A 26,003-nucleotide genomic window follows, 5' to 3' on the forward strand; every position below is an offset into this window, starting at 1 on the left:
TGCTCAGAGGCAGACGCTGATGGTGAACGGGCCGACCGGGATGCCGGTGCAGATCGACACCGAGCCGACGACCGGCTGCGCGGGGGCGGCCGATGCGGTTCCGGCGCCGATCGCGGTCACGGACAGGGCAAGGGCGGCGACGGCGAGCGGGCGGGCGAACTTGGCGAACATAAGCTGATCCTCGGGTAGGACGGGGCGAACACCCCCGTGCGGGGGCGTCCCCATCTCAACACGCACGCACCGTCGGCGTCCACGACATGAGGGGAATCGCGGTGGCTCAGTCGGTGACGACGGCGATCGCGTCGATCTCCACCAGCATCTCCGCGCGCGGCAGGCCGGTGAAGACGGTGGTGCGCGCGGGCAGCACGCCGTTGCTGGTGTGCTTGGTGACGAACTCGCCGTACGCCTCGTTCATGACCGCGAAATCTTCGCGCTTGGTGAGGTAGACGCGCAGCATCAGCACATCGTCGAAGGTGGCACCGGAGGCGTCGATGATCGCCTTGACGTTCATCAGGGTGCGGGTGGTCTGCGCGGCGACATCGCCCTGATGCAGGTACTCGTTGGTCTCGGGATCCACCGGGCCCTGACCGGACACCTGGACGAACGGGCCCTTGCGCACGCCCTGGGAGAAGGTGTGGGCGGGAGCCGGGGCGTCGGAGGTACGCACGGCGGTCTTGTCGGACATGGGGTTCAGCCTTTCCTCGCGGTCACGTCTCGGTGGGGGTCCCAGCCGAGTTCGGTGGAGATGGCGTCGGCCGTCGCCCTGACCTGCGGCAACAATGCCAGCACTTGATCATGGTCGAGCAGCACGTCGGGAACCGAGACCGACACGGCGGCGACTACCGAACCGATCCCGTCGCGCACGCCGACGCCGATGCAGTTGACGAAGCTCTCGTGTTCCTCGTGGTCTTCGGCGAACCCCTGCGTGGCAACGAGATTCAATTCGGCCAGATACTGCTCGGGTGTGCGCAGCGTGCGGGTGGTGAAGGGGTGGTAGTCCAATCGTGCTGCCACCGCGGGCCATTCGCTGCGTGGCAGCGCGGCCACGAGCACCTTGCCGACCGCGGTGCAGTGCAGCGGGGCGGGCCTGCCGATCCGCGAGTACATCCGCACCGCCTGCTCGGCGTCGACCTTGTCGATGTAGACAGCGTCGCCGGATTCGTAGGCGGCCAGGTGCACGGTCTGCCCGGTGGCCGCGCCCAGCGCGCTCAGATGCGGGCGGGCTACGGTGCGCACATCACGGTTCTCCAGTGCGCGACTGGCCAATTCGAACATCCGGGTACCGAGCGAATAGCGGTGCGCGTTGTCGTGCACGACGAACCGATCGGCCTGCATGGTCTGCAGCAACCGCAGCACCGTCGACTTGTGGACACCGAGCCGGACCGCCAGCTCGTCGAGGGACTGCGAGCTCTCGCCGAGGGCGATGAGAATGGACAGGGCCCGCGACACGCTTTGACTCATGAGCTGATCGTTTCATCCAGCGCCGCGGGGTAGCGCAGTGTGGCCCAGATATCGTCCGGGAGTAGCGCGAGGCGCTGAATATCCTCCAGCGGTGGCAGTTTCGCGGAATCTCCGGTCGCGGTCAGCGTGGCCGCGGCGCACAGGTGGCCGTACCGCAGGCGCGTGCGCAGGTCCGCGCCGTATAGCAGGGCGGCGAGGTAGCCGCCGGCGAAGGCGTCACCGGCACCGATGCGTTCGGTGATCGCCAGCCTCAGCGCGGGCACCTCGATCGAGGACTCGCCCTCGAAGCCGGTGACGGTGTGCTTGTCGTTCTTGACGATCAGCTGGGCGGGCTCGGGGAACAACGCGCGCAAGGCGGCCGGGTCGCCGGTGCCGAAGATCTCCTCGGCCTCGTCGGCGCCGAGGAACACCACGTCGGCGCCGCGAAGGTGCGCGTCGAGTTCGTCGGCGGCCTCGTCGATGCGCGAACCCCACACTGCCGGACGGTAATTCAGGTCGAAGCTGACCAGCCCGCGCCGGGGCCGGGTGAGCAGTGCGTGGGTGAGCTCGGTCGCCGACTCCGACAGTGCCGGGGTGATGCCGGTGAAGTGCACGAGATCGGCACCGTCGAGCAGGGGCGCCTCGGCCGCGAGGTCGGCAGGCGACAGCGCGCTGGCGGCTGAACCCGTGCGGTAGTAGTGCATGCGGCTGGCGTCGGCATCCAGGTCGTTGGCCGCGCCGGAGCCCGCACCACGTTCCTTGACGTACAGGCCGGTGGGCCGCGTGGGATCGATGGCGACCGCCGCGACATCCACCCCCTGCGCGCTGAGTTCGGCACACAGATACCGCCCGAATCCGTCGTCGCCGACCCGCGACAGCCAGGCCACCGACACGTCGAGCTGAGCCAGCACGACGGCCACGTTGGCCTCGGCGCCGCCCGCGCCGCGATCGAACCGCGCGGACTGTTCCAGGGGCCCCGCGCCCGCGATCAGCACGGCCAGTCCCTCGCCGACGGTGACCGCCCTGGGCTGAGCGGTTGTTGCCTGGGTCACCTTATTCACCCTTTCGTGCTTGCGGTCACTGCCCTGGAGATGCACAATAACGAGCAGAAACATTAAGCGCAACCACCGTTGCAACATATGCAATGTTTATCCGATATAACCGATCGAGCCGCCACCCCGGGTTCGGTCGAAGAGAAAGGGATGCTGTGATCATCGACAACGACGTCGTGGACGCCCTCGCCGACGAGTTGCTCGGACCCCGTGACAAGAGCGCGCCGCCTGCGGCGTGGGGGAGCACCGTGCGCGAATACCTCGCCGGCGCACCGCGTCTGGATCAGTGGCAGACGCCGTTGCTCACGCTCGACCGCGGCAGGCTCGACGCGAACCGCGACCTCATGGCCGAGTGGACCGCCACGGCGGGCGTCGCGCTCGCCCCCCACGGCAAGACGACGATGGCGCCGCGGCTGTGGCGCGAGCAGCTCGTGGCCGGGTCGTGGGGGATCACCCTGGCCACCGCGTGGCAGGCGCAGCTCGCGCGCTCGTTCGGGCTCGGCCGGATCATGCTCGCCAATACCCTGGTCGACCCGGTCGGATTGGCCTGGGCCGCAGCGGAATCGGCGCACGACGCCGACTTCGAGATCTACTGCTGGGCAGACGGCGTCGCCACCGTCGAACTGATGGACAAGATCCTGTGCGACGCCGCCGCGGGTCCGCGTGTGCGGGTGCTGGTCGAACTGGGTGGACCGCACGGCCGGACCGGCGCCCGCACCCGAACCGAAGCACGCGCGGTCGCCGCCGCCATAGGTGCGAGCGAGCGTCTGAGCCTGGCCGGTGTCGCGGGCTACGAGGGCGCGCTGGCTCACGATCGCAGCATCGATGGTGTCGCGGCGGTACGCGGCTATCTCGGCGAACTGGCCGCTCTGCACACCGAACTCGGTGCGGCGGGAGCCTATTCGGGTCCGGCGGTCGTCACCGCGGGTGGTAGCGCCTACCCCGAACTCGTGGTCGACGAACTCGCCGGGCTGGCCGATCCCGAGGGCGCGCGCGGCGTGCCGACCACCGTGGTCCTGCGCAGCGGCGCCTACCTCGTCCACGACGACGGCTTCTACGCGGGAATCTCTCCGCTGGCCGCGCCCGCGAAGCAACCCGGCCTTCGTTCGGCCATGCACGGCTGGGCCCGGGTGGTCTCGCGGCCCGAACCGGAACTGGCCCTGCTCGACGGCGGCAAACGCGATTTCCCCTTCGACGAAGGACTGCCGGTGGCCCAGCACGTGATCGGCGGCACCCTCCCATCGAACGCGGTGGTCACCGCGCTCAACGATCAGCACACCTTTCTGCGGTTGCCCGGTGCCGATGCGGCCGATCTACCGGTCGGCTCCGTCGTGCGGCTCGGTCTCTCGCACCCCTGCACCGCGTTCGACAAGTGGCGCCACATCCCGGTGATCGACAGCGTCGACGCGACCGACCCGCGCGTGGTCGACCTGATTCGCACCTACTTCTGACGGATAACCATGACGCACTTGCTCTTTCGTGACATCGACATCGTCGACGGCACCGGTGCCCCACGCACCCGCGGCGACGTTGCGGTCCGCGACGGCCATATCGCCGAGATCGCGCCACCCGGCACCATCGAATCCGACGCGAGAGTCGTTCCGGTACAACCGGGTTCGGTCATCGCGCCCGGATTCATCGACATGCACGCGCATTCCGATCTGTCTCTGCTCACCCATCCCGACCACTTCCCGAAGATCACCCAGGGCGTCACCACCGAGGTGATCGGCCAGGACGGGCTGTCCTACGCGCCGATCGACGACGCGGTGCTCGCGGTGGTGCGCAAGCAGATCGCCGGCTGGAACGGCAACCCGGGCGACTTCGACTTCGACTGGCGCACCGTCGCGCAATACCTGGACCGCCTCGACCAGGGGATCACGCCCAACGCCGCATACCTCGTTCCGCAGGGCACGCTGCGCATGCTCGTCGTCGGCAGTGAACAGCGGGTGGCCACCGCCGCCGAGATCGACCGGATGTGCGCGCTGCTGGCCGAGGGCTTCGAACAGGGCGCGGTCGGGATGTCCAGCGGGCTCACCTACACACCCGGAATGTATGCCGACACCGGCGAACTCGCCGCGTTGTGCGCGGTGGTCGCGTCCTACGGCGGCTTCTACGCACCGCACACCCGCTCCTACGGTGCGGGCGCACTCGAGGCCTACGCGGAGATGATCGGCCTGGCGAAGGCCACCGGCTGCGCGCTGCACCTGACCCACGCCACCATGAACTTCGGCGTGAACCGCGGCCGCGCACCGGAATTCCTCGCGATGCTCGCGCAGGGCCGCGCCGACGGGTGCGACATCACCCTCGACACCTATCCCTATCTGCCCGGCTCGACCACGCTGTCCGCGTTGCTGCCCAGCTGGGCGATGTCCGGCGGGCCCGACGCCGCACTGGCCCGCCTCGACGATCCGGCCGAGCGCGCGCGGATCACCGACGATGTCGACGTCAACGGCTCCGACGGCTGCCACGGCGTGACGGTCGAATGGGAGACCATCCAGATCAGCGGCGTCGGCGACGACGCATTGTCGGACGTGGTGGGCCGCACGCTCGCCGAGATCGCGGCCGAGCGTGGCATCGCCCCGGTGGCAGTGTTCTTCGATCTGCTGCGCCGCGACCAACTCGCCACCACGATCCTGCAGCACGTCGGTCACGAGGAGAACGTGCGCGCGATCATGGTCGACCCCGGCCACATGGGCGGTAGCGACGGTCTGCTCGTCGGCGCCCGACCACACCCGCGCGCCTGGGGCACCTTTCCGCGCTACCTCTCGCGCTACGTCCGGGAACTGGGTGTGCTCGGCCTCGAGGACTGCGTGCACCACCTCACCGGCCGCCCCGCCGCCCGGCTCCGCCTGGCCGAACGCGGCCTGATCCGAGTCGGTTACGCCGCCGACCTCGTCGTCTTCGATCCGGCGACGATCCACGACACGGCAACGTTCGAACACCCTAAACAGCAGGCTCGCGGTATCCAGCACGTGCTGGTCAACGGCGAATTCGCGGTGGAGAACGCCACCGCGACCGGAGTACGCGCCGGTCGTGCCCTGCGCCTTGACACCACGAAGGAGCGGACCCGATGAACCCGTTGCTCAGCTCGTCGTCGGAAGCCATGGAAGTGATCCGCGCGGACCGTGCCCTCACGGTGGTTCGCGCCCCCGACATCCCCGACCCGGCCGCGCTCGCCGGAGCGCTCGCGGGTGCCGGGCTGCGGGCGGTCGAACTGACCTTCACCACCCTCGGTGTGCTCGACGCGATCAGCAAGGCCACCGCGGCCACCGGCGCCGTGATCGGGGTCGGCACGGTGACCACCCGCGAGCAGGCCGAGGCCGCCATCGAGGTCGGTGCCCGGTTCCTGGTGACACCCGCATTGCGCCCCGAGGTCGCGGAAGTGGCTGTCGCACACACGATCCCGGTCATCATGGGTGCGTTCACACCGTCGGAGGTCCTCGCCGCGGCGGAGATGGGGGCGGCGGCGGTGAAGATCTTCCCGGCCCGCGCGCTGGGTCCGCAGTACGTCAAAGATCTGCTCGGGCCGTTCCCGCACATGTTCCTGATCCCCTCGGGCGGGGTCAATTCCCACAACGCCCGCGACTTCCTCCGAGCGGGCGCGATCGCCGTCACCGCGGGCACCGAAGTGGTCGCCCCGTCCGACGTCGAGGCCGCGCGCTGGGCGCACATCGGCTCCAAAGCCGCGCATTTCGTTCATTCGCTTGATTGAGAGGTTTTCCATGGGCGCCACCGTCGACTGGTTGCGCACCACCACCCCCGGGTTGCTGGTGCTGTGCGGTCTCGCGATCGCAGTACTACTCATCGCCATCATCAAGGTCAAACTGGAGCCGTTCGTCGCGCTGCTGTTGACCGGACTCCTGCTGGCGCTGGCCGCCGGGCTGCCGATCTCCCAGATCGTCGGTACACCGCTCAAAGCCGGTGAGTCACTACTGGAAACAGGCTTCGGTGGCATCCTCGGCCACATCGCGGTGATCATCGGCCTCGGTACCGTGCTCGGCGCCATCCTCGAAAGATCCGGTGGCGCCGACGTTCTCACCGACAAGCTGCTGAAGGTGTTCGGCGAGAAGGGCGCTCCCATCGCGATGGGCCTGCTCGGCCTGATCTTCGGCATCCCGGTGTTCTTCGACATCGGCATCTTCGTGCTCGCGCCACTGATCTATGTCGCCGCCAAGCGTGGTGGGCGTTCGCTGGTGCTCTACGCGATGCCGATGCTGGCCGGGCTGTCGATGACGCACGCGTTCCTGCCGCCGCACCCCGGTCCCGTCGCCCTCGGTGGGCTGCTCGGGGTGAGCCTGGGTTGGTTGATCCTGATGGGATTCGTCTGCGGTATTCCGGGTTTCATCGCCGCGGGCATCGTCTGGGGTTCCTACATCGGCAAGCGCGTTCAGGTGTCGGTGCCCGAGGAGTTCGTGCCACTGGAGCCGGACGAGGCCGAAGGCTCGGCGGGGTCCGGCGGCACCGCCGTCGTCACGAAGGCGCCGCCTTCGGTCGCGCTGATCGGTGCGATCATCGCGATCCCGCTGGTGCTGATCCTCGGTGCCACCTTCGGTTACCAACTCCTGGACAAGGATTCGGCGCTGCTGCAGGTGCTCACCTTCTTCGGTACCCCCGCCGTCGCGCTGCTGATCACCGTGCTCGTCGCGTTCTATCTACTCGGAATCCGGCGCGGCTCGACGGTGCAGGAACTGAGCACGATCACCGCCGAATCGCTCAAGCCGGTCGGCATGGTGCTGCTGGTGGTCGGCGCGGGCGCCTTCTTCGGCAAGGTCATCTCGGCCACCGGTATCGGCGCGGCGCTGGCCGACACGATGTCGGCGGCAGGTCTGCCGATCATCGTGCTCGCCTACCTGATCAGCTGCGGACTGCGCATCGCGCAGGGTTCGGCGACGGTCGCGATCGTCACCACCGGTGGCATCGTCGCACCGCTGGTCGCCGAGCAGGGCTACTCGCAGATGTCGATCGCGTTGATCGCCATGGCGATCGCGGCGGGCTCGATCATTCTCAGCCACGTCAACGACGGCGGCTTCTGGATCATTGCGAAGTACTTCAACATGACCGTCAAGCAGACCCTCCAAACCTGGACGGTCCTGGAAACCATTCTGTCCGTGGTGAGTTTCGCGGTCGCCGCCCTGCTGTTCTCGATCGTCTGACACCTGTCAGGAAGCCGGGCTGTCCCCACGGGTCAGCCCGGCTTCGTATGCCAGGATCGCGGCCTGCACGCGGTTGTCCACGCCGAGTCGCCGCAGGATCGCGCTGACGTGGAATTTCACCGTCGCCTCGGCGAGGAACAGACTGCGGCCGATGTCAGCGTTCGACAGTCCACGCCCGACCAGTGCGAGTACGTCCCGTTCGCGGCCGGTCAGCGCTTCGATGCGACGGCGCGCCGCCGTGACAACGGGTGCGGCGTTGCCGGACCGCGCGATGACCTTCTGTGCGATTCGCGGGGACAGGTAGGCCGCGCCGCCCGCCACGGCCCGAACACCGATGAGGAGTTCACGGGGGTCGGCGGCCTTGAGCAGGAAACCGTCGACGCCGTGCGTCATGGCGGCATCGACGTAGTCGTCCTCGTCGAAGGTGGTCAGCAGGACCACCGATGTCGCGGGCAGGGTGGCGCGTAGCTCGGCGGCGGCACCGAGGCCGTCCAGCCGGGGCATGCGGATATCGAGGAGCGCGATGTCGGGCCGGTGGTGTCGAGCCAACTCGACCGCTTCGCGCCCATCGCCCGCCTCGGCGATCACATCGATCTCCGAGTCCGTCGCCAGGATGGCCTTGACTCCGGCGCGGATCAACGGTTCGTCGTCGGCGAGCAGCACCCGGATCGTCATCGGCTTCCCCTGTTCCGGTCGAGCGGGATCTGAGCCCGGACGACGAATCGGTCGTTCTCGGCGTCGGCGTGAAATGTGCCGTCCAGCAAGTGGACTCGGTCCCGCAGGCCTGCGAGACCGACCCCGGTCGCCGCATCCGGTGGACTGTCCGACAGGTGGTTGTGGCCCGTGCCGGGTGCGGGGGATGGCATGGCGCCGATCGACGCACTGCGTTGGTTGTCGATCGTCACCTCGACCAGTGTCGGGGTGCGCCGCACGCGAATCACGACTTCGGCGCCGGGGGCATGGCGCGCTGCGTTCGTCAGTGACTCACGCACTATGTAGGACACGGTCCGCTCGACGAGCGGCGGCATCGGATCTCCGTCGAAACCCTGTGTGGTGACGGTCATTCCGGCGCTGCGGGCATTGTCGACCACCGTGGTGACGTGCTCGATGTGCGGATCGGTCGGGCCCGCCCGACGTAGCACCCCGATCGTGTTGCGGAGCCGATCGGTGGCTGTCGCCGCGGATGCCCGCAGTTCGGCCGCCGCCTGCCGGTTCCGCTCGGACAGGTCACCGGCCAGTTCCAGCGCACCGGCTCGCAAGGCGATCAGCGCCAGATCGTGGCCGAGGCTGTCGTGGATGTCCGCGGCGATCCGGGTGCGTTCGCGCAGTTCGGCGCGCTCGGTGATCAGCCGCTGCTCCTGTTCCAGAGAGGTGACGCGCTCGGCGCTCGCCGTCAGCAGTTCGGCCTGCTGACGCCGGAACCGGCCCGCCGACCAGGGCAGCGCGCAGGCGAGAACGAACGATGCGAGCACGCCGCTGCCGACCGAGAAGTCGACCAGCGTGAGCACCACCCCCGGCGCCGCCAGCACGGCGAGCACCGTCCATTCGTGCGGGAACGGCAGCCGCCGTCCGTGCAGATAGGCGGGTACGGCGAGCACGAGATACAGCACCTGCCGCCACAGCGGAAGATCGTCGAGGAACAGCCCGTTGATCTGGGTTGCTCCCGCGAGCAGCACCAGTGCGGCCCCGTTCCTCATTCTCCCGACCCTACCGATCGCAGCTGATGCAGCCGAGCCACCATGGTGACCAGCCCGGCCGCGCCTGCGATGCCGACCGCGATCGGGAGCGGCGCGTAGTAGGTCAGTTGCGCCCAGGTGACCGTTCGCCCGCCCATGATGATCGAGATGACCGCGGGGAAACCGGCGAACAGCAGGACGGGAATCAGCGCGGGCAACAGGCGCGCGCCGGTCCACCAACTCGATTTCCCGAGCCTGGCGCGCGCCCACCGTCGCGCCCGGATAGCACCGAGTACGCCGAGTCCGAGTGCCGCCATCGCGGTCACCGCGAGCGCGACCTCGGTCCACCCTCGGGTGCCGCCGGGCGTTTCCGGTGTCTCGCCGCGGCTCATCGCGGCGAGCCCGAGCATGATCGGGTAGGTGTCATCGGCGAGTCCGGCGCTGTTGGTCATCACCGCGAAGCCGTATCCGGTGTCGGGGTCGATCCCCTGCGCGGCGTTGTAGGTGAACAGGTTTCCGGAATGAACGAGCAGATCTCCTTCTTCCTCGGTGCCCCAACCCATTCCGTATCGATGCAGGGCCGGGGTGTGCATGGTCGTCAGGCTCTGCGCGGTGACGAGCTGCGGGCCGTTACCGGTGTTACTGATCAGCCATCGGCCCATGTCCGCTGCCGTCGTGATGACCGAACCTGCTCCGCCGCCTTCGAATCCGAGGAGGTCGGGCCGCGAAATCCACTGCCCGAACAGTGAATTGAAGCCAGGCGGTGCCGACAGGTCGGCATCGGTGCCGCTGGCGGTCATACCCAGCGGTCCGAAGACCCGCTCCCGCAGAAAGTCGCCGAAGCTGCGACCGCTGGCCACTTCCACCAGTCGTGCCGCGATGTCGTAGTTGACATTGCAGTAGGCCCACCGGCTCCCCGGCTCGGCGCCCAGCGTGCCGGTGCGCAAGGTGGCGACGTAGTCGGTCAGTGACCGCGCCTCGTCGGTGGCACCGATGTCCACCGTCCGATCCGACAGTCCCGAGGTCTGATTCAGCAAGTGCCGCACGGTAATCCGCTCCGCTCGAGGATCGGCCATCCGAAACTCGGGCAACTGCGCGACCACCGGCGCATCCAGCGTGAGCCGCCCGTCGTCGACCAGCATCATCACCGCGGTCGCCGTGATCGACTTGCTCAGCGAAGCGATCCGCATCGGCGAATCCGCCGTCATCGCCTCCCCGCGCGAATCCCGCCCCGCCCCGGTGGCATACACAACACTGTCGCCATGGGTGACCACCAGCGACACCCCCGGCAGCCCGGTCGAATCCATCGCGTCCGCTAGATAGGCGTCGATGGCAGCAGGAGAGAACTCGGCCGAGGCAGGCGCGGCGGCCGCACTCGACGCGGCGACTAGGCCGACAAGGATGGCGGCCGTGATCAGTACACGATGCATAGCTGAAACGCTAGAAGCGGTGCGCCGGAACCGGATCCGACGAACGGCCACGACCTGCCTAGACGAAAGTCGGGAAATGCCGGGCGAGATCGATCAGGCCAGTAGCGCGCGCGTCAGCCGGGCGAGCGCTTCGCGCGGGTCCTTGCCCGCCTCCGCGCCGGTCAGCCGGTGTACGACGGCGCCGTCCAGATAGTCGACGAGGATGCCGGTATCGGTCGCGGCCAGGCCGACAGCCGCGGCCATCTCGACGGCCCAGGCACGCAGCCGCTGGTGTCCTCGATGCACTGATTCGGCGAGAGTGGGCATCGTCTGCGACTCGCCGAACAGGGCTAGGCGTGCCTGCGTGCGGATGCGGTCGGTGGTTGTCGCGTGAGTGACGAACAGGGCGAGGCCGTCGATGAGGTGCTCCACCGTGGCGGGGCCCAGAGTGCGGTTCAGCGTCTCCCAGTCGGCGTGATCGCGGTGCTCGAGGCGCTCCGCGACACCACAGAGCAGCGCTTCGCGAGTACGGAAGTAGTTGGATGTCGAACCCGGCGGCAGGTCGGCGGTCCGGTCCACCGCGCGGTGAGTCAGCGCACGCGACCCGCCGGTGCCCAGTACCTCGATAGCGGCATCGAGGACCTGCTCGCGTTTGGTAACCACGCGCCGATACTACGCCCGTAGTGAGCCGCACTACATTCATAGTGTCTGGCACTACAGCAGTAGTACGGTCACGGTGGTACCTGAAAACGAGGGAGTGCGCGATGTCTACAGCAATCGTCGTCGGTGGCGGAATCGGCGGCCTGGCCGCGGCGCTCGCGCTGTCCGCGAGGGGTTGGTCTGTTCAGGTGCTGGAACGAGCGCCGGAGGTCGCGGAGGTGGGATCCGGGATTTCCCTGTGGTCCAACGCGTTACGCGCACTGGACGCTCTCGGCGTCGGCGAGACGGTCCGTGCGCAGGGAATGGCGGAAGTGTCGGCCGGAATTCGAGACGACCGTGGGCGATGGCTCTCGCGCACCGATGTGGCGACGTTGCGCGCGCGGTTCGGAGCTCCGGTCGTGATCCACCGGGCCCGGCTGTTGGACATTCTGCGCGCGGCGCTCGATGACGGCATCGTGCGCACCGGCGTCACTGTGCGCGAGGTGCTCGCCGACGGGACGGTGGTCCACTCGGCGGGCACCTCATCCGCCGATCTGGTCGTCGGTGCCGACGGGATTCACAGTGTCGTCCGACGTGCGGTCTGCGGCGAAGTCGCACCGCGCTACGCCGGCTACACCGTCTGGCGCGCCGTGGTCGACGCCGAGGAGCCGCTCACCGAATTCGGCGAAACCTGGGGTCGCGGGGCGCGTTTCGGCATTGCCCCGCTCGCGGACGGTCGCGTCTACTGCTTTGCCGTCTACAACGCCCCCGAAAACACCACCGGCAGCCTGGCCGAAGTCCGCGATCTCTTCGAGAACTGGCACCACCCGATCCCCGCGTTACTCGCCGCCGTGGACCCGAACACGGTGCTACACAACGATACCTACGAACTACCTGCCCTGCCCACCTTCACCGCGGGCCGTGTCGCCCTGCTCGGCGACGCCGCCCACGCGATGACGCCGAACCTCGGCCAGGGCGGCTGCCAAGCCCTCGAGGACGCGGTGGTCCTTGCCCAGCTGGCAGGCGAGCCCGACGGCCTCGCTCGCTATGACCGCGAACGCCGCCCGCGCACCCAGCTGATCGCCGGACGCTCCGCCCGGATCGGCACCATCGCCCAACTGTCCGCGCGGCCCCTGGTTGCCCTGCGCAACACGGCATTACGCCTCACGCCCGCATCGACCCAGCTCCGTTCGATGGCAGAGGTTCTCGACTGGACCTGCTGAGACGCGCTCAGCGGCCGCTCCGCCGACAGCCTTGAAGCCCGACCCGGCGGTCGTCTGGTTCGTCGTCACGGCGGTGCTGTTGGCCGCTATGCGGGGTGCCCGCACCCGCCCGCTCGTCGTGCAGGCAGACAGGATCAGAGCGGCGGTGAGCGTCGGCACGAGCTGGTCAGATCTCGCTCGGCCGGTGCGAGTGCGCGTCCTCGTTCCATGCGCACGCCGCCCGATGGTCGTGACTGGGAATGATGCGGACGGCGCCGCGGATCGCATGCAGGCGGTGGACGGTTCGCCAGGTCTCGGTGCGGTTATCGTCGGCCAGCATGCCCGGATAGCCCGACTTCTGCCGCAGTTCCTCGGCCTGGAGGTTGTGCCAGATCGCGTCTCCCGCGAGCAGCACCGGTCCGCGTTCGGTGCGTAAGAGCAAGCCGATGCTGCCGGGGGTGTGACCGGACAGGTCGACGAGCATGACCGCGCCGTCGCCGAACAGGTCGTGGCTGCGGGCGAAGGCGAGAACGGGCGGACCGTCGAGCTCGTAGCAGTCGAGCGGTCGTTCACGAACGGCTCGCCGCACTCCGCCGACCGGCGCCACCGGACCCGCCATCGCCCAGCTGTGTTCGGGTCGGTGGAGCCGCAGTGGCAGCCCGGGTAGATCGAGGAGGCCGGCGATATGGTCCCAGTGCAGGTGTGTCGGTAGGGCGAAGTCGATGGCGTGTGCCTCGATACCACTGCGGTGCAGGGACTCTCGGATGTCGAGGACGTCCTTCGGCGGCGTCACCGCGAGCCGCAGAACCTGGGGGAGTTCGACCACCGCCTGGCCGTTGACATCGACGCAGATGCCGGGGTCGACGAGAAAAGTCGCCTCGGGATGCCGGACGACGAAGGCCGTCATCGCGGACTCGATCCGCCGCGGGGTGAACAGGCCTTCGACGACGGCCGCCGTCGGCACACTCCTGGCATTCTGCGCCAGAACTGTCAGCTCGACTGTCGCCGTGCCGCGGGGCAGGCCGTTGTCGGGCAGCGAGGCGAGGAACCGGCGGTCGGGTCGTCGTGGCCGCACGGCACCCGTCACCGCCGACCCCACCGATCGGCAACACCGCCACAAGTCCGGTGCCGCGACCGAGTCGATCATCTGTGTCCGATTACCGTTGTGTCCCATGCGAACTAAGCTAATACTTCAGGTCGACCTGAAGTAAAGGGGCGAAGGTGTCGGATACCGCAGAGTCGCGTCGCATCGGTGACGCCGCCGCCGAACTGGGCGTCGCCACTCACGTCCTGCGTCACTGGGAGGACGCGGGCGTACTCGTTCCACCCCGCGCGTCCGGCGGTCAACGAATCTACGACGGCGAACTGATCGTCCGAGCCCGTCTCGTCCAGCTCTGCCAACGTGCCGGGCTGTCCCTGGCCGAGATCAAAGATCTGTTCGCGACCAGGTCCCGCACCCGCCGGGTGGCACTGTTCGCCGACAAACAAGCGCAACTGCAAGCTCGCGTCGACGATCTCACCCGAACCATCGACTTCCTCGCCCACGTTCTGCGCTGCACCCACCCGCTCGTGGACGAATGCCCGGACTGCGTCGAGTTCAGTCGTCCGGCTCGATGAATGAGGCGGACGTTGTGTCGGCGTCGATGCACTAGGGCGTTGCCTATATGCCCGTCGATCGGTGGTAGCGCGCGAGCATGGCTGCGGCGGTGGCGGTCATGGCCGCGCGGAGTTCGGATGGGGCGAGGACTTCGATGTGTTCGCCGAGGGGGAGTAGGGCGTGGGCCAGGACTTCGTAGGACTCGGCGGGAATCGTGATGTCGGTCCAGCCGTCGGCGTCGGGGGTTCCCACGGATGCGAGGGCCTCGCGCACTGCCGCCGGGTCGTTCATGAGGCGCAGCAGGCTCAGCCGGTCGGTGGCGATCCGGCAGCGTGCGCTGACTCGCAGCATTGATCGCGCGAACTCCTCGGCCGCGGATTGCCAGTGGTCGGCGAGGTCGAAAGTGGCCGGGCGGCTGAAGGATTCGCCGGTGGGCTCGGCGGTGGCGATCCGGCTCGCCCGGTAGGAGCGGATATCGGATCGGTCGCGGGCGATCAGGTACCAGGTGCCTGCCTTCATGACCAGGCCGAGCGGGTCGAGTGTCCGTTCGACCGTGCGGTCGCGGCGGCGGTAGGTGATCGCGAGGCGGTGGTCGTGCCAGAGGGCGTCGGCAACCGTGGCGAGGGTGGGGGTTTCGTCGGGACGCTGGAACCAGCCGGGCATGTCGATGTGGACGCGTTCGGCGATTCGGGTGGCCCGGCCGCGGAGTTCCGGCGGGAGGGCGGCGAGCATTTTCAGCTGGGCGGTGGCCAGGACGGTGCCGAGGCCCAGGTCTGCAGCGGCACCGGGGAGGCCGGCGAGGAGGACAGCGTCGGCTTCGTCGGAAGTGAGGCCGGTGAGCCGGGTGCGGTAGCCGTCGATCAACCGCACACCGCCGCCGCGTCCCGGCTCGCTGTACACCGGAACGCCCGCCGCCGACAGCGCCTCCACGTCCCGGTACACCGTGCGCACCGACACCTCCAGCTCCCGGGCCAGCTGGCTCGCGGTCGCGCCGCCGCCCGCTTGCAACAGGAGCAGCAGCTGCACCAGCCTGCTCGCTCGCATATCCCGAGACTAGCCGCAAAACCTGACACAGGATGTCAAGGTTGCGTCGTACCGTACGAGATATGACCACGTGGAGCCAATTCACCGAAGAAGCACCCACCATCGCCGCGCTGTTCCTGCGCCGGCGCCAGGCCACCGGCAACCTGTGCATGCTCGGCACTCTGCGCGCCGACGGATCGCCTCGCATCAGCCCGATCGAACCGATGATCTTCGAAGGCATGCTCGTGCTGGCCGGCATGCCGAACACCCGAAAATTCGACGACCTCGCCCGCGACCCGCGCTTCTGCCTGCACACCGCCACCGTCGACACCATGGTCTCCGACGGCGATGCGAAACTCTTCGGCACCGTCGCCGATCTGCACGACGAGGCGGTCCATGCCCGCTTCGCCCAAAAGCTGTTCGACGACAGCGGTTTCGACATCCGCGGCGAGAAGTTCGACCACTTCTACGTCGCCGATCTCACCGGGGCATCCACCGTCGAGACCAGCGACGACCACCTCGACATCACCGTCTGGAAACCCGGCGCAGGCGAAACGATCGTCCGCAAGCACTGAGTAATCTCGCCGCGCATGCCCGCGCGAACGGTCTCGGCTGGATCGCCCGTTCCGGCGCCGGTCGCGCCGTCCGCCTGACATCGACCGGTGAATCCGGTCTCCACGAAACCCTCGGGACGCCGAGAGCGCTGTTCGGCGGCGGCCCTCAGTCGACGGCGTGTTGATTATGACTGTCTGGTCAGTCATAATCGGAACATGCCGAAGAGAGTGGATGTGCATGCCCGGCGCACCGAAATCCTGGATGCGGCCGTTCGGGTGTTCGCGCGCAAGGGGTTCGCCTCGTCCCGGATCGAGGATGTCGCGGCCGAGGCCGGTGTCGCGAAAGGCAGTGTCTACCTCGCGGTCAGCAGTAGGGAGGAGCTGCTGACCGCGGCGTTCGACCAGTACCGCGCTCGCGCGCAGGAGCAGCTCGCGATTCCCGCGACCGGGTCGGCGCTGGATCGGCTGGCCGAGCTGATCCGGGCGACGGTCACGATGCTGGCGGCTCATCCCGACCACGCGCGCGTGCTGCTGGATGTGTGGGCCGCCCGCACGCCGATCGATATGGCCGCCGTGTACGCGGACTACCGCGCGGCGATCGCCGAGTTGCTGCGCGAGGCGGGCGCCGAGGGGCAGTTGCGGGCGGGGATCGGGGAGGGGCACGCGGCGGTGATCGTCGGCGCGATCGAAGGGTGCTTGGTGCAGTGGCTCGCCGACGATCAGGTCCGGTTCGCCGACCTGGCCGAACCCCTCGTGGCCGTGTGCGTGGACGGTCTGCGGCGATGACGATCACCGACCGGCTGATCGCCCCGAACGCGACGAGAAGTGAAGCCACCCTGTGCTATTCGGCGGCGGTGGCCGGTGGCGCGACAGCCGGTCTGCTCGCCGGGCACACGGGCGGGTCCGCGCTGGTGATCGCCGTGGTCGCGCTCGTCGGCTTCGACCTGTTCGGCGGCGCGGTCGTGAACGCGACGGCATCGGCGAAGCGCTGGTTCCATCGGCCCGGCCGCGACGCCCGCCACCACCTCGCGTTCGTGGCGATCCACGGCCAGCCGTTCCTGCTCGCACTGGTGGTGCCCGGGTTCGGCTGGTGGACGGCGGCCGCGATCTATGGGCTCGTCGTCGTGGCCGCCGTCGTGGTGACCGCGGTGCCGCACGACCTCCGCACACCGGTTGCCTTCGCCGCCACTGTCTTCGGTACCACGATCACCACTGCCGTGCTCACGGTTCCCACGTTCCTGCTCTGGTTCGGACCCGTCCTGCTGATCAAACTCCTGCTCGCCCACCTGCTGCCGGAACCGGGCACCGCCGACGACCGGCTGCCGATAGTGGGGTGACGATCGGCCGCGCGGTTTCGGAGATCGGACGTGCCGCTGTGCCACGATGAGCCGCATGGATCTGCTCGCGTCCGCTGGTGTCGGCGATCCCTCGCCGATCGTCTCGCTGTTCTGGATCGCACTCATCGCGGTGGTCGCGCCGCTGCTGTCGAGACTGGTGCGCGGGTACCTGCCGGATGTGGTGATCCTGCTGGTGGCCGGCGCGGTGGTCGGGCCGCATGTGCTCGGGTGGGCGAGCAGCGCGGGCGGTGTCGACCTGGTCAGCGAGCTGGGACTGGGGATGCTGTTCCTGCTGGCGGGCTACGAGCTCGATCCGCGATTGCTGGGTGGCCGATCGGGGCGGACGGCGTGGGTCGTGTGGATCGTGTGTCTGGTGTTCGCTGTCGCGATTGTCCTGGTGGCGACGGACACGTCGAGCGGCACGCGCGTCGCGGTCGCCATCGCGCTGACCTCCACGGCGCTGGGCACCCTGGTGCCGATTCTGAAGCAGGCGGGAATCGTCGACTCACCGCTGGGCCGGGCGGTGATGACGCACGGCGCGGTGGGTGAGCTGGGGCCGATCGTGGCGATGTCGGTGCTGCTCACCAGTAGAGATGCGGGCAGTGCGGTGGTGGTCGTGTTGATGTTCGTGGCGGCGGCCGTGGTCGTCGGATTCGTGCCGCTGCGGATGCTCGACCGCACCCCTGATCTCGGCGCCGCGATGGCCAAGCTGGGCGGCGGTACCTCGCAACTGCCGGTGCGCGGGGTGGTGCTGCTGCTCTTGGTGCTGATGGTGGTCGCCGAGGTCTTCGATCTGGATGTGGTGCTCGGCGCGTTCGCCGCGGGCATGATTCTGCGGCGCCTCATCGCGGCGGGGCACCCGGATGTGGACTCGTCGCTGGAGGCCATCGGGTACGGGCTGCTGATCCCGGTGTTCTTCGTGGTGTCGGGGATGGGTATCGATGTCGCGGCGGTCGGGCGGAATCCGGCGCTGTGGCTGTGGTTCGTGGTCACCATCGCGATCGCACGCGGCTTGCCCGTCTGGCTGAGCGAGCGGTTCGTGCCGCGCGGGGACAACCTGACGACCGGACGCGAGCGCGTCGAATTGGCCCTCTATGCCGCGACCGGACTGCCGATTATCGTCGCGGTGACCCAGGTCGCCACCCAGACCGGCCTGTTGACCGCCGATGTCGCCTCGATCCTGGTTGCGGCGGGCGCGACGACGGTTCTGGTGTTTCCGCTGGTAGCACGCCTGATCGGGGCGTCGGAGGCGAAGTCGGTCACACCCGCTCATGAATGAGCTTGCATAGTCGTGCATAATCATCACATGGTTGATTCGTCGGGAGGACCCGTGTTGCGGGTGGCGGTTGCCGGTGCGAGTGGATACGCCGGTGGCGAAGTGTTGCGACTACTGCTCGGGCATCCCGAATACCGAGCGGGGCGCCTCGAGATCGGGGCGCTGACCGCCGGTTCCAACGCGGGTACCGCGCTGGGCGCGCTACAGCCGCACCTGCTGCCGCTGGCCGACCGGATCCTCGACGAGACCACCCCCGACATCCTGGCCGGTCACGACATCGTGTTCCTCGGCCTCCCACACGGCCAGTCCGGCGCGATCGCGCAAGCGCTGTCCGACGAGACGGTCATCATCGACTGCGGCGCCGACTACCGGCTCACCGACGCCGCCGCCTGGGAGAAGTACTACGGCAGCCCCCACGCGGGCAGCTGGCCCTACGGTCTGCCCGAACTGCCCGGTGCGCGGGCGAAGCTCACCGGCGCCCGGCGGATCGCCGTTCCCGGCTGCTATCCGACCGTGTCGAGTGTGGCGCTGGCCCCGGCGATCGCCGCCGGGATCATCGAGCCCGCGGTGAATGTGGTTGCGGTGAGCGGTACTTCGGGTGCGGGACGCAAGCTCGATGTCGGTCTGCTCGGTTCCGAGGTGATGGGCAGCGTTCGGGCCTACAGTGTCGCGGGAGCCCACCGGCACACCCCCGAGATCGCGCAGAACCTGAAAGCCGCAGGCGGCGTCGACGTCTCGGTGTCGTTCACCCCGGTGCTCGCGCCGATGCCGCGCGGCATCCTCGCCACTTGCACCGCCCCGACGAAGGTCGATGCCGCGCAGGCACGTGCCGTCTACGAAAAGGCGTATGCCGACGAACCTTTCGTGCACCTGCTGCCCGAAGGCGTACTGCCGCAGACCGGTTCGGTGCTCGGCTCCAACGCCATCACCCTGCAGGTCACCGTCGACGCCGACGCGGGTCTGCTCGTAGTGATCGGCGCGATCGACAACTTGACCAAGGGCACCGCGGGCGCCGCGGTGCAATCGATGAATCTGGCCGTCGGATTCGACGAGACCGCAGGACTTTCCACCGTAGGAGTGGCACCGTGACGACCCCTGATCCGCAGACCCCGGACCACGGCAAACTGATCCACACCCAGGGCGTCACCGCGCCGCTGGGTTTCCGCGCGGCGGGCATCGCGGCCGGCCTCAAGGTCAGCGGCAAGCCCGACCTCGCGCTGGTGCTCAACGAGGGCCCCGAGTACTCGGCGGCCGGTGTCTTCACCAGCAATCAGGTCAAGGCCGCGCCGGTGCTGTGGTCGCAGCAGGTGCTGAAGACCGGTCACCTGCGCGCGGTGATCCTGAACTCCGGCGGCGCTAACGCCTGCACGGGCCACGGCGGTTTCCAGGACACCCACAAGACCGCCGAGGAACTCGCCGCGGCACTGAGCAATTGGGGCACCGAGACGGGCGCGGGCGAGATCGCGGTCTGCTCGACCGGGCTCATCGGTGACCGCCTGCCGATGGACAAGCTGATTCCGGCGATCACCGAGATCGTGCACGAGATGGGCGGCGGCATGTCGGGTGGCTCCGATGCCGCCCACGCCATCATGACCACCGACACCGTCCCGAAGGAGTCGGCGTTCCACAGCGAGGACAAGTGGAACGTCGGCGGTATGGCCAAGGGCGCGGGCATGCTCGCGCCGTCGCTGGCCACCATGCTCGTCGTGCTCACCACCGACGCCGTCGCCACGCCCGACCAACTCGACTCCGCGCTGCGCAAGGCCACGAAATACACCTTCGACCGGCTCGATGTCGACGGTTCGTGCTCCACCAACGACACCGTGCTGCTCATGGCCAACGGCGCCAGTGGCGTCGCGCCCTCGCAGGAAGATCTCGACGCCGCGGTGTTCACCGTCTGTGACGACCTGGCCGCGCAGCTGATGGCCGACGCCGAGGGTGTCACCAAGCGGGTCCAGGTCACCGTTACCGGTGCGGCCTCCGAGGACGAGGCACTGACCGCCGCTCGCGCTGTCGCCCGCGACAGTCTGGTCAAGACCGCGCTGTTCGGCTCCGATCCGAACTGGGGCCGCGTGCTCGCCGCGGTCGGCATCGCGCCGGTGACCCTCGATCCGAACCGGATCGCGGTGTCGTTCAACGGCAATCCGGTCTGTGTCGACAGTGTCGGCGCGCCCGGCGCCCGCGAGGTCGACCTGTCCGGCGAAGACGTCGACGTACTGATCGAGCTCAATGTGGGCGAGGGCACCGCGATGGTGCGCACCACCGACCTCTCGCACGCCTACGTCGAAGAGAACTCGGCGTACAGCTCATGAGTAGCAGTGTGGTGCACACCCTTTCGGCACTGGACAAGGCGCACGTGCTCGCCGACGCGCTGCCGTGGCTGCAGAAGTTCCGCGACAAGATCGTCGTCGTGAAATACGGCGGCAACGCCATGATCGACGACGAACTCAAGTCGGCCTTCGCCGCCGACATGGCGTTCCTGCGCACCGTCGGCGTGCACCCCGTGGTGGTGCACGGCGGCGGCCCGCAGATCAACGCCATGCTGAAGAGGCTCGGGATGGAAGGTGAATTCCGCGGCGGCTTCCGTGTCACCACCCCCGAGGTGATGGACGTGGTGCGGATGGTGCTGTTCGGTCAGGTGGGCCGTGAGCTCGTCGGGCTGATCAACGCGCACGGGCCGTACGCGGTCGGCATCTCCGGCGAGGACGCGCACCTGTTCACCGCCACCCGGCGCACCGTCGCGGTCGAGGGCGTCGCCACCGATATCGGCCTGGTCGGCGACGTCACCGAGGTCAACCCCGGCGCTGTGCTCGACCTGATCGACGCGGGCCGCATCCCGGTGGTCTCCACCATCGCCCCCGACGCCGACGGCGTGGTGCACAACATCAACGCCGACACCGCCGCCGCCGCACTGGCCGAGGGCATCGGCGCGGAGAAACTCGTCGTGCTCACCGACGTCGAGGGCCTCTACACCGACTGGCCGGACCGCTCCTCGCTGACCAGCCGGATCGACGCCGACGCGTTGGCGAAGTTGCTGCCGCGCCTGGATGCGGGCATGGTGCCGAAGATGGAAGCGTGTCTGCGCGCCGTGCTCGGCGGGGTCCCCAGTGCCCACGTGATCGACGGGCGCGTGCCGCATTCGGTACTACTGGAACTGTTCACCGGAGAAGGAATCGGAACCATGGTGACCCCCGCCGGGTCGCCGGATGGAACGCAATCATGAGCGAAACAGAGATGCTGCAGCAGCGGTGGTCGGCCGCGATGATGGACAACTACGGCACCCCGAAGGTCGCGCTGGTGCGCGGCGCCGGTGCGGTGCTCTACGACGCCGACGGCAAGCGCTACATCGACTTCCTCGGTGGCATCGCGGTCAACAGCCTCGGCCACGCCCACCCCGCCATCCTGGAAGCGGTCACCCAGCAACTCGGCACCCTCGGCCACGTGTCGAACCTGTACGCCAGCGAGCCCGTGATCGAGCTCGCCGAGAAGCTGCTGGCCCACTTCGGCGACGGCGAGGGCAAGGCGTTCTTCTGCAACTCCGGCACCGAGGCCAACGAAGCCGCGTTCAAGATCGCGCGGCTCACCGGGCGGTCCAAGATCGTCGCCGCCGAGGAAGCGTTCCACGGGCGCACCATGGGCGCGCTCGCCCTGACCGGTCAGGCTGCCAAGCGGGCGCCGTTCGAGCCGATGCCGCCCGGTGTCGTGCACGTGCCCTACGGTGACGCCGCCGCACTCGAAGCCGTCGTCGATTCCGACACCGCCGCGGTGTTCCTCGAGCCGATGATGGGGGAGAGCGGTGTGGTGGTCCCGCCGCACGACTACTTGGCTCGGGCGCGCGAGATCACCTCGCGGGCCGGGGCATTGCTGATCCTCGACGAGGTGCAGACCGGAATCGGCCGCACCGGAACGTTTTTCGCGCACCAGGCGGCGGGCATCGTGCCCGACGCGATCACCCTGGCCAAGGGCCTCGGCGGTGGTCTGCCGATCGGCGCCGTGCTGGCGCAGGGCCGGGCCGCCGAACTGCTCACGCCCGGCCTGCACGGCACCACCTTCGGCGGCAATCCCGTGTGCGCCGCAGCGGCATTGGCGGTACTGCGGACGATCGACTCCGAGGACCTGCTGACCCATGTGGAGTGGATCGGCAAGCGACTCAGCGATGGGATCGCCCTGCTCGAACACCCTGAAATCGACCACGTGCGTGGCGCGGGCCTGCTCATCGGCATCGTGCTGAAAAACGACATCTCCGCCTATGTCGACGAACGGGCGCGCGAGGCCGGCTACCTGCTGAACCCCGCCAAGCCCAACGTGATCCGGTTGGCACCACCCCTGGTGCTCACCGAAACCCAGGCCGACAATTTCGTCGCCGACCTGCCCGAGATCCTCGACAAGACCGCCGCCGATGCTAAGGGAGCGACCGCATGACCCTGCGTCATTTCTTGCGCGACGACGATGTGACCCAGGCCGAGCAGGCCGAAATCCTCGCCATCGCCGCCGAATTGAAGAAGGACCCCTTCGCGTACCGGCCACTGGACGGCCCACGCGGGGTCGGGGTGATCTTCGAGAAGAACTCCACCCGCACCCGCTTCTCGTTCGAGCTCGGCATCGCTCAGCTCGGCGGCCACGCCGTGGTCGTCGACGGCCGCGACACCCAGCTGGGTCGTGAGGAAACCCTCGGCGATACCGGCAGCGTGCTCTCGCGCTACGTCGACGCCATCGTGTGGCGGACCTTCGAACAGTCGCGCCTGGACGAGATGGCGGTCACCGCAACGGTTCCCGTGGTGAACGCGCTGTCCAACGAGTTCCATCCCTGCCAGGTGCTCGCCGATCTGCAGACGATCAGCGAGCGCAAGGGTTCGCTCGCCGGGCGCAACCTCACCTACTTCGGTGACGGCGCCAACAATATGGCGCACTCGCTGCTGCTCGGTGGTGTGACCGCTGGAATGAATGTGACCGTGGCCGCGCCCGCGGGCTTCGAGCCGCTGCCGTGGATCCTGGACGCCGCTGCCAAGCGGGCCGCGGAAACCGGTGCGACTGTGTCGGTCACGGGTGACCCGGTGGTCGGCGCGACCGGCGCCGATGTGCTCGTCACCGACACCTGGACCTCCATGGGTCAGGAGAACGACGGTCTCGACCGCGTCGGTCCGTTCCGCCCGTTCCAGCTCAATACCGAGCTGCTCGCTCACGCCGAACCGGAAGCGATTGTGCTGCACTGTCTTCCGGCCCACCGTGGCGAGGAGATCACCGACGAGGTGCTCGACGGCGGACACAGCGTGGTCTGGGACGAAGCCGAGAACCGCCTGCACGCGCAGAAGGCGCTGCTGGTGTGGCTGCTCGCGAAAGCCGCCGCGTGAGACCGCGAACCGGGGCCGGTGTGGAGGCCGTGCGATCATGAGTGCACCCGAGAAGGGTTCGCCCGCGATCGCCCGCACCCGCGCCGGCCGCCAGTCGCGCATCATCGAACTGCTGACCTCCCACTCGGTCCGCAGCCAGACCGAACTCGCCGCCCTGCTGTCGGCCGAGGGCATCGAAACCACCCAGGCCACCCTGTCGCGTGACCTCGACGAACTCGGCGCGGTGAAGCTGCGGGCAGCCGACGGCGGCGCGGGCGTCTACATCGTCCCCGAGGACGGCAGCCCCGTCCGCGGTGTCACCGGTGGCACCGGCCGCCTGTCCAAGCTCCTCGGTGACCTGCTCGTCTCCACCGACGCCAGCGGCAATCTCGCCGTCCTGCGCACCCCGCCCGGCGCCGCCCACTTCCTGGCCAGCGCCCTCGACCGCGCCGCCCTGCCCTACATCGTCGGCACCATCGCCGGCGACGACACCATCGCCGTCATCGCCCGCGAGCCACTCACCGGCGCCGAACTGGCCGCGAAAATCGAAGACCTGGCCTGAGCCGACCACGGTTGGCTTGCCGTGCCGTTGCTCAACCATGCAGGCTTATGTGCCGCGCTGGGCGCGCAGGCCGGTGAGGCCACGACGGTGAGGAGTGGGGCGGCGGCAGGCGGCGTCGCCTTTACCCTTCCGCGGCATCCGCTCGCCCCGATGGCCGTGCTCGACTCGCACCGATATGCCACAGCACGGCGTAGATCACCCAGGCGCAAGCAGTCGCCTGGGCGGCACCGACGATCGTGTGGCGAACCAGGTCGTAGGTGCTGACTCGAGTGACCGGATCGTCGACAGAGAGCCCCGCGCCGATCGTGGCCGCCGCGAGGAGAACGGCTATGACGGCCCACCGCCACCGCATCGAAGCGGCGGCGGTGCGGCGGGTACGGCGCACCAAGAGATAGGCGAGAGCCGCCGTTCCGGCGAGAGAGCAGACGTAACCGAGGACGTTATAGGTCTTGTGTGGCTCGACGACCGTCGTCCGCAAGACATCCCAGTGCTGGACAGCGAAACCCGTTGTCTGAGTGAAGGAATCCCAGAGTACGTGTGTCGCGGCGCCGACGAGAACGGCGGTAACGGTCCGCGCCACGCCGCGCCACGCCCGTCCGGAACCAGCCGGGACGGATAGCGACAAGGGCAGCAGCGCACCGGCAGGGCCTTCGGAGAAGCGGAATGCCGACAGCACCACGAGACCGACCAGCAGGTCCCACCACAGGATCCCGATGACCGAGTGGGTCGTGGAGCCGGACAGCGACACCGGCAGGTAGTAGACGACATCCGGGGCGACAGACCCGGCGACGAGGGCGGCAAGGGGAAGGTGCCTGGCAAAGGGCAGCACCGCAATCGGGTGGGCGAACGTGATCGGCACTCAGCCACCGTAATCGGTTGCGGTACTGCGCTACTCGGCCCTCGAACGCGGTGGGGCGCTGGTCGTTGGCGCCGGACCGGTCGAGCTGTCAGCTCTGCGACAGGCGCTGCCAGGTCCAATCGACGCGGATATCGAGGGGTGAGTCGGGCGTGACCAGCCGGGGTTCGGTGTTGAGGCCGTCGGGTGGGCCGGACTGGGCCTCTACGGACAGTGATTGCTCCGGCAGCGTCCAGATGACGACGTCGTGTACCGGGCTGGTGATGGTGAACTCGAGGAACCCGGGCCAGGTGAGGCGGGCGAGAACGCCGTTGGGCATGGCGAAGCAGTCGTCCCATGGTGGTGGCGTCGGCGCGATCTCGCGGCCGGTGGGCAGGTAGTCGTCGCCGCGTTCGTACTGCCATGCCGGGTCGAAATCGAGGCGCACCGGCCCGGTCGCGGGCGGGACTTCGCGCAGGAACCACGGATGCCAGCCGCCCTGGGCGGGGAAGACTTCGTGGTCGGTGGCGATGCGCATCGCCAGGGTGAGGCCGATGTCGGTGAGGGTGAACGTCTGGGTGACGGTGCCCGCGAACGGCCACGGGTCATCGAGACGGTGACTGATCGTCGCCGCGGTCGGCGAAGTCGCGATTACGTCCCACGCCCCGTCGCGCGCGGTGCCGTGGATGCTGTGCGGGGGATTGTTGATCGGCATCCGATACGCCTGGTCGCCGACGGTCAGTTCGCCGTTGCCGAGCCGACCAGCCCACGGCGCCATGACGAAACAGCCTGTTCCCGGGTCTTGCCGGAGCAGTTCGGTGCCGTCGACGGTGAGGCTGTGGATCGCGCCGCCGTCACCCGGGGCGATCGTGAGACCCGCGGAGCCCGCATCGAGCCGCACATCGTCGGTCATGATTC

General features: G+C 68.6%; 28 protein-coding genes. 16 read left to right on the forward strand and 12 right to left on the reverse strand.

The genetic code is table 11. The annotated features are described in order from the left end of the window. Positions 1 to 3: 3 nt before the first annotated feature. The 4 genes from ACFXKN_RS15740 to ACFXKN_RS15755 all read right to left on the reverse strand — a co-directional run bounded on the left by ACFXKN_RS15740 (position 4) and on the right by ACFXKN_RS15755 (position 2,492). Positions 4 to 171, reverse strand: a complete 168-nt coding sequence (locus tag ACFXKN_RS15740) for a hypothetical protein (protein ID WP_378869122.1) — start codon at positions 169 to 171, stop codon at positions 4 to 6. Between the two features lie 106 nt (positions 172 to 277). Beyond that, positions 278 to 685 (reverse strand): RidA family protein, encoded by a 408-nt coding sequence (locus ACFXKN_RS15745; protein ID WP_378955879.1) that lies wholly within the window; start codon positions 683 to 685, stop codon positions 278 to 280. A 5-nt stretch (positions 686 to 690) separates the two neighbouring features. Beyond that, positions 691 to 1,461 (reverse strand): IclR family transcriptional regulator, encoded by a 771-nt coding sequence (locus ACFXKN_RS15750; protein WP_379433236.1) that lies wholly within the window; start codon positions 1,459 to 1,461, stop codon positions 691 to 693. Then, positions 1,458 to 2,492 carry a sugar kinase gene (locus tag ACFXKN_RS15755; protein WP_379433237.1) on the reverse strand — a complete coding sequence of 345 codons (1,035 nt, stop codon included), beginning with the start codon at positions 2,490 to 2,492 and terminating at the stop codon, positions 1,458 to 1,460. Before ACFXKN_RS15755 ends, ACFXKN_RS15750 begins: the two co-directional genes overlap by 4 nt. A 155-nt stretch (positions 2,493 to 2,647) precedes the next feature. Here ACFXKN_RS15755 and ACFXKN_RS15760 point away from each other — a divergent pair, with 155 nt between their 5' ends. From ACFXKN_RS15760 to ACFXKN_RS15775, 4 genes are read left to right on the forward strand one after another with little or no spacing between them, the layout of a single operon-like run. After that, a complete protein-coding gene (locus ACFXKN_RS15760; protein WP_379433238.1) occupies positions 2,648 to 3,943 on the forward strand; it encodes an amino acid deaminase in 1,296 nt (431 codons plus the stop codon). 9 nt (positions 3,944 to 3,952) lie between these two features. Next, a complete protein-coding gene (locus ACFXKN_RS15765; RefSeq protein WP_379433239.1) occupies positions 3,953 to 5,566 on the forward strand; it encodes an amidohydrolase family protein in 1,614 nt (537 codons plus the stop codon). Further along, a complete protein-coding gene (locus tag ACFXKN_RS15770) occupies positions 5,563 to 6,204 on the forward strand; it encodes a bifunctional 4-hydroxy-2-oxoglutarate aldolase/2-dehydro-3-deoxy-phosphogluconate aldolase (protein ID WP_379433240.1) in 642 nt (213 codons plus the stop codon). Before ACFXKN_RS15765 ends, ACFXKN_RS15770 begins: the two co-directional genes overlap by 4 nt. A 10-nt stretch (positions 6,205 to 6,214) precedes the next feature. Next, positions 6,215 to 7,645: a GntP family permease gene (locus tag ACFXKN_RS15775; RefSeq protein WP_379433241.1), complete on the forward strand. Its 1,431-nt coding sequence runs from the start codon at positions 6,215 to 6,217 to the stop codon at positions 7,643 to 7,645. 6 nt (positions 7,646 to 7,651) lie between these two features. Here ACFXKN_RS15775 and ACFXKN_RS15780 read toward each other — a convergent pair whose 3' ends face one another. The 4 genes from ACFXKN_RS15780 to ACFXKN_RS15795 form a co-directional block, all read right to left on the reverse strand. Next, positions 7,652 to 8,320, reverse strand: a complete 669-nt coding sequence (locus tag ACFXKN_RS15780; RefSeq protein ID WP_379433242.1) for a response regulator — start codon at positions 8,318 to 8,320, stop codon at positions 7,652 to 7,654. Further along, positions 8,317 to 9,342: a sensor histidine kinase gene (locus tag ACFXKN_RS15785; protein ID WP_379433243.1), complete on the reverse strand. Its 1,026-nt coding sequence runs from the start codon at positions 9,340 to 9,342 to the stop codon at positions 8,317 to 8,319. Before ACFXKN_RS15785 ends, ACFXKN_RS15780 begins: the two co-directional genes overlap by 4 nt. After that, positions 9,339 to 10,751 (reverse strand): serine hydrolase domain-containing protein, encoded by a 1,413-nt coding sequence (locus ACFXKN_RS15790; protein ID WP_379433244.1) that lies wholly within the window; start codon positions 10,749 to 10,751, stop codon positions 9,339 to 9,341. The genes ACFXKN_RS15785 and ACFXKN_RS15790 overlap by 4 nt, the downstream gene beginning before the upstream one ends. Before the next feature lie 93 nt (positions 10,752 to 10,844). Next, entirely contained in the window at positions 10,845 to 11,393 is a 549-nt protein-coding gene (locus tag ACFXKN_RS15795) for a TetR/AcrR family transcriptional regulator (RefSeq protein WP_379433245.1), read from the reverse strand. Between the two features lie 101 nt (positions 11,394 to 11,494). Here ACFXKN_RS15795 and ACFXKN_RS15800 point away from each other — a divergent pair, with 101 nt between their 5' ends. Continuing rightward, positions 11,495 to 12,592: an FAD-dependent oxidoreductase gene (locus ACFXKN_RS15800; RefSeq protein ID WP_379433246.1), complete on the forward strand. Its 1,098-nt coding sequence runs from the start codon at positions 11,495 to 11,497 to the stop codon at positions 12,590 to 12,592. Positions 12,593 to 12,758: 166 nt separating this feature from the next. Here ACFXKN_RS15800 and ACFXKN_RS15805 read toward each other — a convergent pair whose 3' ends face one another. Beyond that, complete coding sequence (locus ACFXKN_RS15805; protein ID WP_379433247.1) at positions 12,759 to 13,745, reverse strand: MBL fold metallo-hydrolase; 987 nt, start codon at positions 13,743 to 13,745, stop codon at positions 12,759 to 12,761. Between the two features lie 47 nt (positions 13,746 to 13,792). Here ACFXKN_RS15805 and ACFXKN_RS15810 point away from each other — a divergent pair, with 47 nt between their 5' ends. Continuing rightward, positions 13,793 to 14,188 carry a MerR family transcriptional regulator gene (locus ACFXKN_RS15810; RefSeq protein ID WP_379433248.1) on the forward strand — a complete coding sequence of 132 codons (396 nt, stop codon included), beginning with the start codon at positions 13,793 to 13,795 and terminating at the stop codon, positions 14,186 to 14,188. A 43-nt stretch (positions 14,189 to 14,231) separates the two neighbouring features. On the opposite strand, the gene ACFXKN_RS15815 is transcribed toward ACFXKN_RS15810, so the two are convergent. Further along, positions 14,232 to 15,212, reverse strand: a complete 981-nt coding sequence (locus ACFXKN_RS15815) for a helix-turn-helix transcriptional regulator (protein ID WP_379433249.1) — start codon at positions 15,210 to 15,212, stop codon at positions 14,232 to 14,234. Between the two features lie 62 nt (positions 15,213 to 15,274). On the opposite strand from ACFXKN_RS15815, the gene ACFXKN_RS15820 reads away from it, so the two are divergent. The 10 genes from ACFXKN_RS15820 (at position 15,275) to ACFXKN_RS15865 (ending at position 24,250) form a co-directional block, all read left to right on the forward strand. Then, positions 15,275 to 15,766, forward strand: coding sequence for a pyridoxamine 5'-phosphate oxidase family protein (locus ACFXKN_RS15820; protein ID WP_378955623.1), 492 nt, complete (start codon positions 15,275 to 15,277; stop codon positions 15,764 to 15,766). 195 nt (positions 15,767 to 15,961) lie between these two features. Next, positions 15,962 to 16,531: a TetR/AcrR family transcriptional regulator gene (locus tag ACFXKN_RS15825; protein ID WP_378955610.1), complete on the forward strand. Its 570-nt coding sequence runs from the start codon at positions 15,962 to 15,964 to the stop codon at positions 16,529 to 16,531. After that, positions 16,528 to 17,082, forward strand: a complete 555-nt coding sequence (locus ACFXKN_RS15830; RefSeq protein ID WP_378955600.1) for a hypothetical protein — start codon at positions 16,528 to 16,530, stop codon at positions 17,080 to 17,082. The genes ACFXKN_RS15825 and ACFXKN_RS15830 overlap by 4 nt, the downstream gene beginning before the upstream one ends. A 55-nt stretch (positions 17,083 to 17,137) precedes the next feature. Beyond that, complete coding sequence (locus tag ACFXKN_RS15835) at positions 17,138 to 18,361, forward strand: cation:proton antiporter (protein WP_378955592.1); 1,224 nt, start codon at positions 17,138 to 17,140, stop codon at positions 18,359 to 18,361. Positions 18,362 to 18,388: 27 nt separating this feature from the next. Then, on the forward strand, positions 18,389 to 19,447 hold the full coding sequence (gene argC, locus ACFXKN_RS15840) for an N-acetyl-gamma-glutamyl-phosphate reductase (RefSeq protein ID WP_378955580.1): 1,059 nt from the start codon (positions 18,389 to 18,391) through the stop codon (positions 19,445 to 19,447). Beyond that, positions 19,444 to 20,670 (forward strand): bifunctional glutamate N-acetyltransferase/amino-acid acetyltransferase ArgJ, encoded by a 1,227-nt coding sequence (gene argJ, locus ACFXKN_RS15845; protein WP_379433250.1) that lies wholly within the window; start codon positions 19,444 to 19,446, stop codon positions 20,668 to 20,670. The genes argC and argJ overlap by 4 nt, the downstream gene beginning before the upstream one ends. Further along, positions 20,667 to 21,581 carry an acetylglutamate kinase gene (argB, locus tag ACFXKN_RS15850; RefSeq protein ID WP_378917517.1) on the forward strand — a complete coding sequence of 305 codons (915 nt, stop codon included), beginning with the start codon at positions 20,667 to 20,669 and terminating at the stop codon, positions 21,579 to 21,581. Before argJ ends, argB begins: the two co-directional genes overlap by 4 nt. Then, positions 21,578 to 22,780: an acetylornithine transaminase gene (locus ACFXKN_RS15855; RefSeq protein ID WP_379433251.1), complete on the forward strand. Its 1,203-nt coding sequence runs from the start codon at positions 21,578 to 21,580 to the stop codon at positions 22,778 to 22,780. The genes argB and ACFXKN_RS15855 overlap by 4 nt, the downstream gene beginning before the upstream one ends. Beyond that, positions 22,777 to 23,709 (forward strand): ornithine carbamoyltransferase, encoded by a 933-nt coding sequence (gene argF, locus ACFXKN_RS15860; RefSeq protein WP_378955515.1) that lies wholly within the window; start codon positions 22,777 to 22,779, stop codon positions 23,707 to 23,709. The genes ACFXKN_RS15855 and argF overlap by 4 nt, the downstream gene beginning before the upstream one ends. Before the next feature lie 37 nt (positions 23,710 to 23,746). Then, the gene (locus tag ACFXKN_RS15865; RefSeq protein WP_056824335.1) at positions 23,747 to 24,250 is read left to right on the forward strand and encodes an arginine repressor; all 504 of its coding nucleotides are present in this window, start codon (positions 23,747 to 23,749) and stop codon (positions 24,248 to 24,250) included. A 121-nt stretch (positions 24,251 to 24,371) separates the two neighbouring features. Here ACFXKN_RS15865 and ACFXKN_RS15870 read toward each other — a convergent pair whose 3' ends face one another. Both ACFXKN_RS15870 and ACFXKN_RS15875 read right to left on the reverse strand, forming a co-directional pair. Next, positions 24,372 to 25,109: a DUF4184 family protein gene (locus ACFXKN_RS15870; protein ID WP_379433252.1), complete on the reverse strand. Its 738-nt coding sequence runs from the start codon at positions 25,107 to 25,109 to the stop codon at positions 24,372 to 24,374. An 88-nt stretch (positions 25,110 to 25,197) separates the two neighbouring features. Further along, complete coding sequence (locus ACFXKN_RS15875; RefSeq protein ID WP_379433253.1) at positions 25,198 to 25,998, reverse strand: aldose 1-epimerase; 801 nt, start codon at positions 25,996 to 25,998, stop codon at positions 25,198 to 25,200. Positions 25,999 to 26,003 lie beyond the last annotated feature (5 nt).

The sequence above is a fragment of the Nocardia sp. NPDC059195 genome, assembly GCF_042754695.1.
In the GTDB taxonomy this organism is placed as follows: Bacteria; Actinomycetota; Actinomycetes; order Mycobacteriales; family Mycobacteriaceae; genus Nocardia.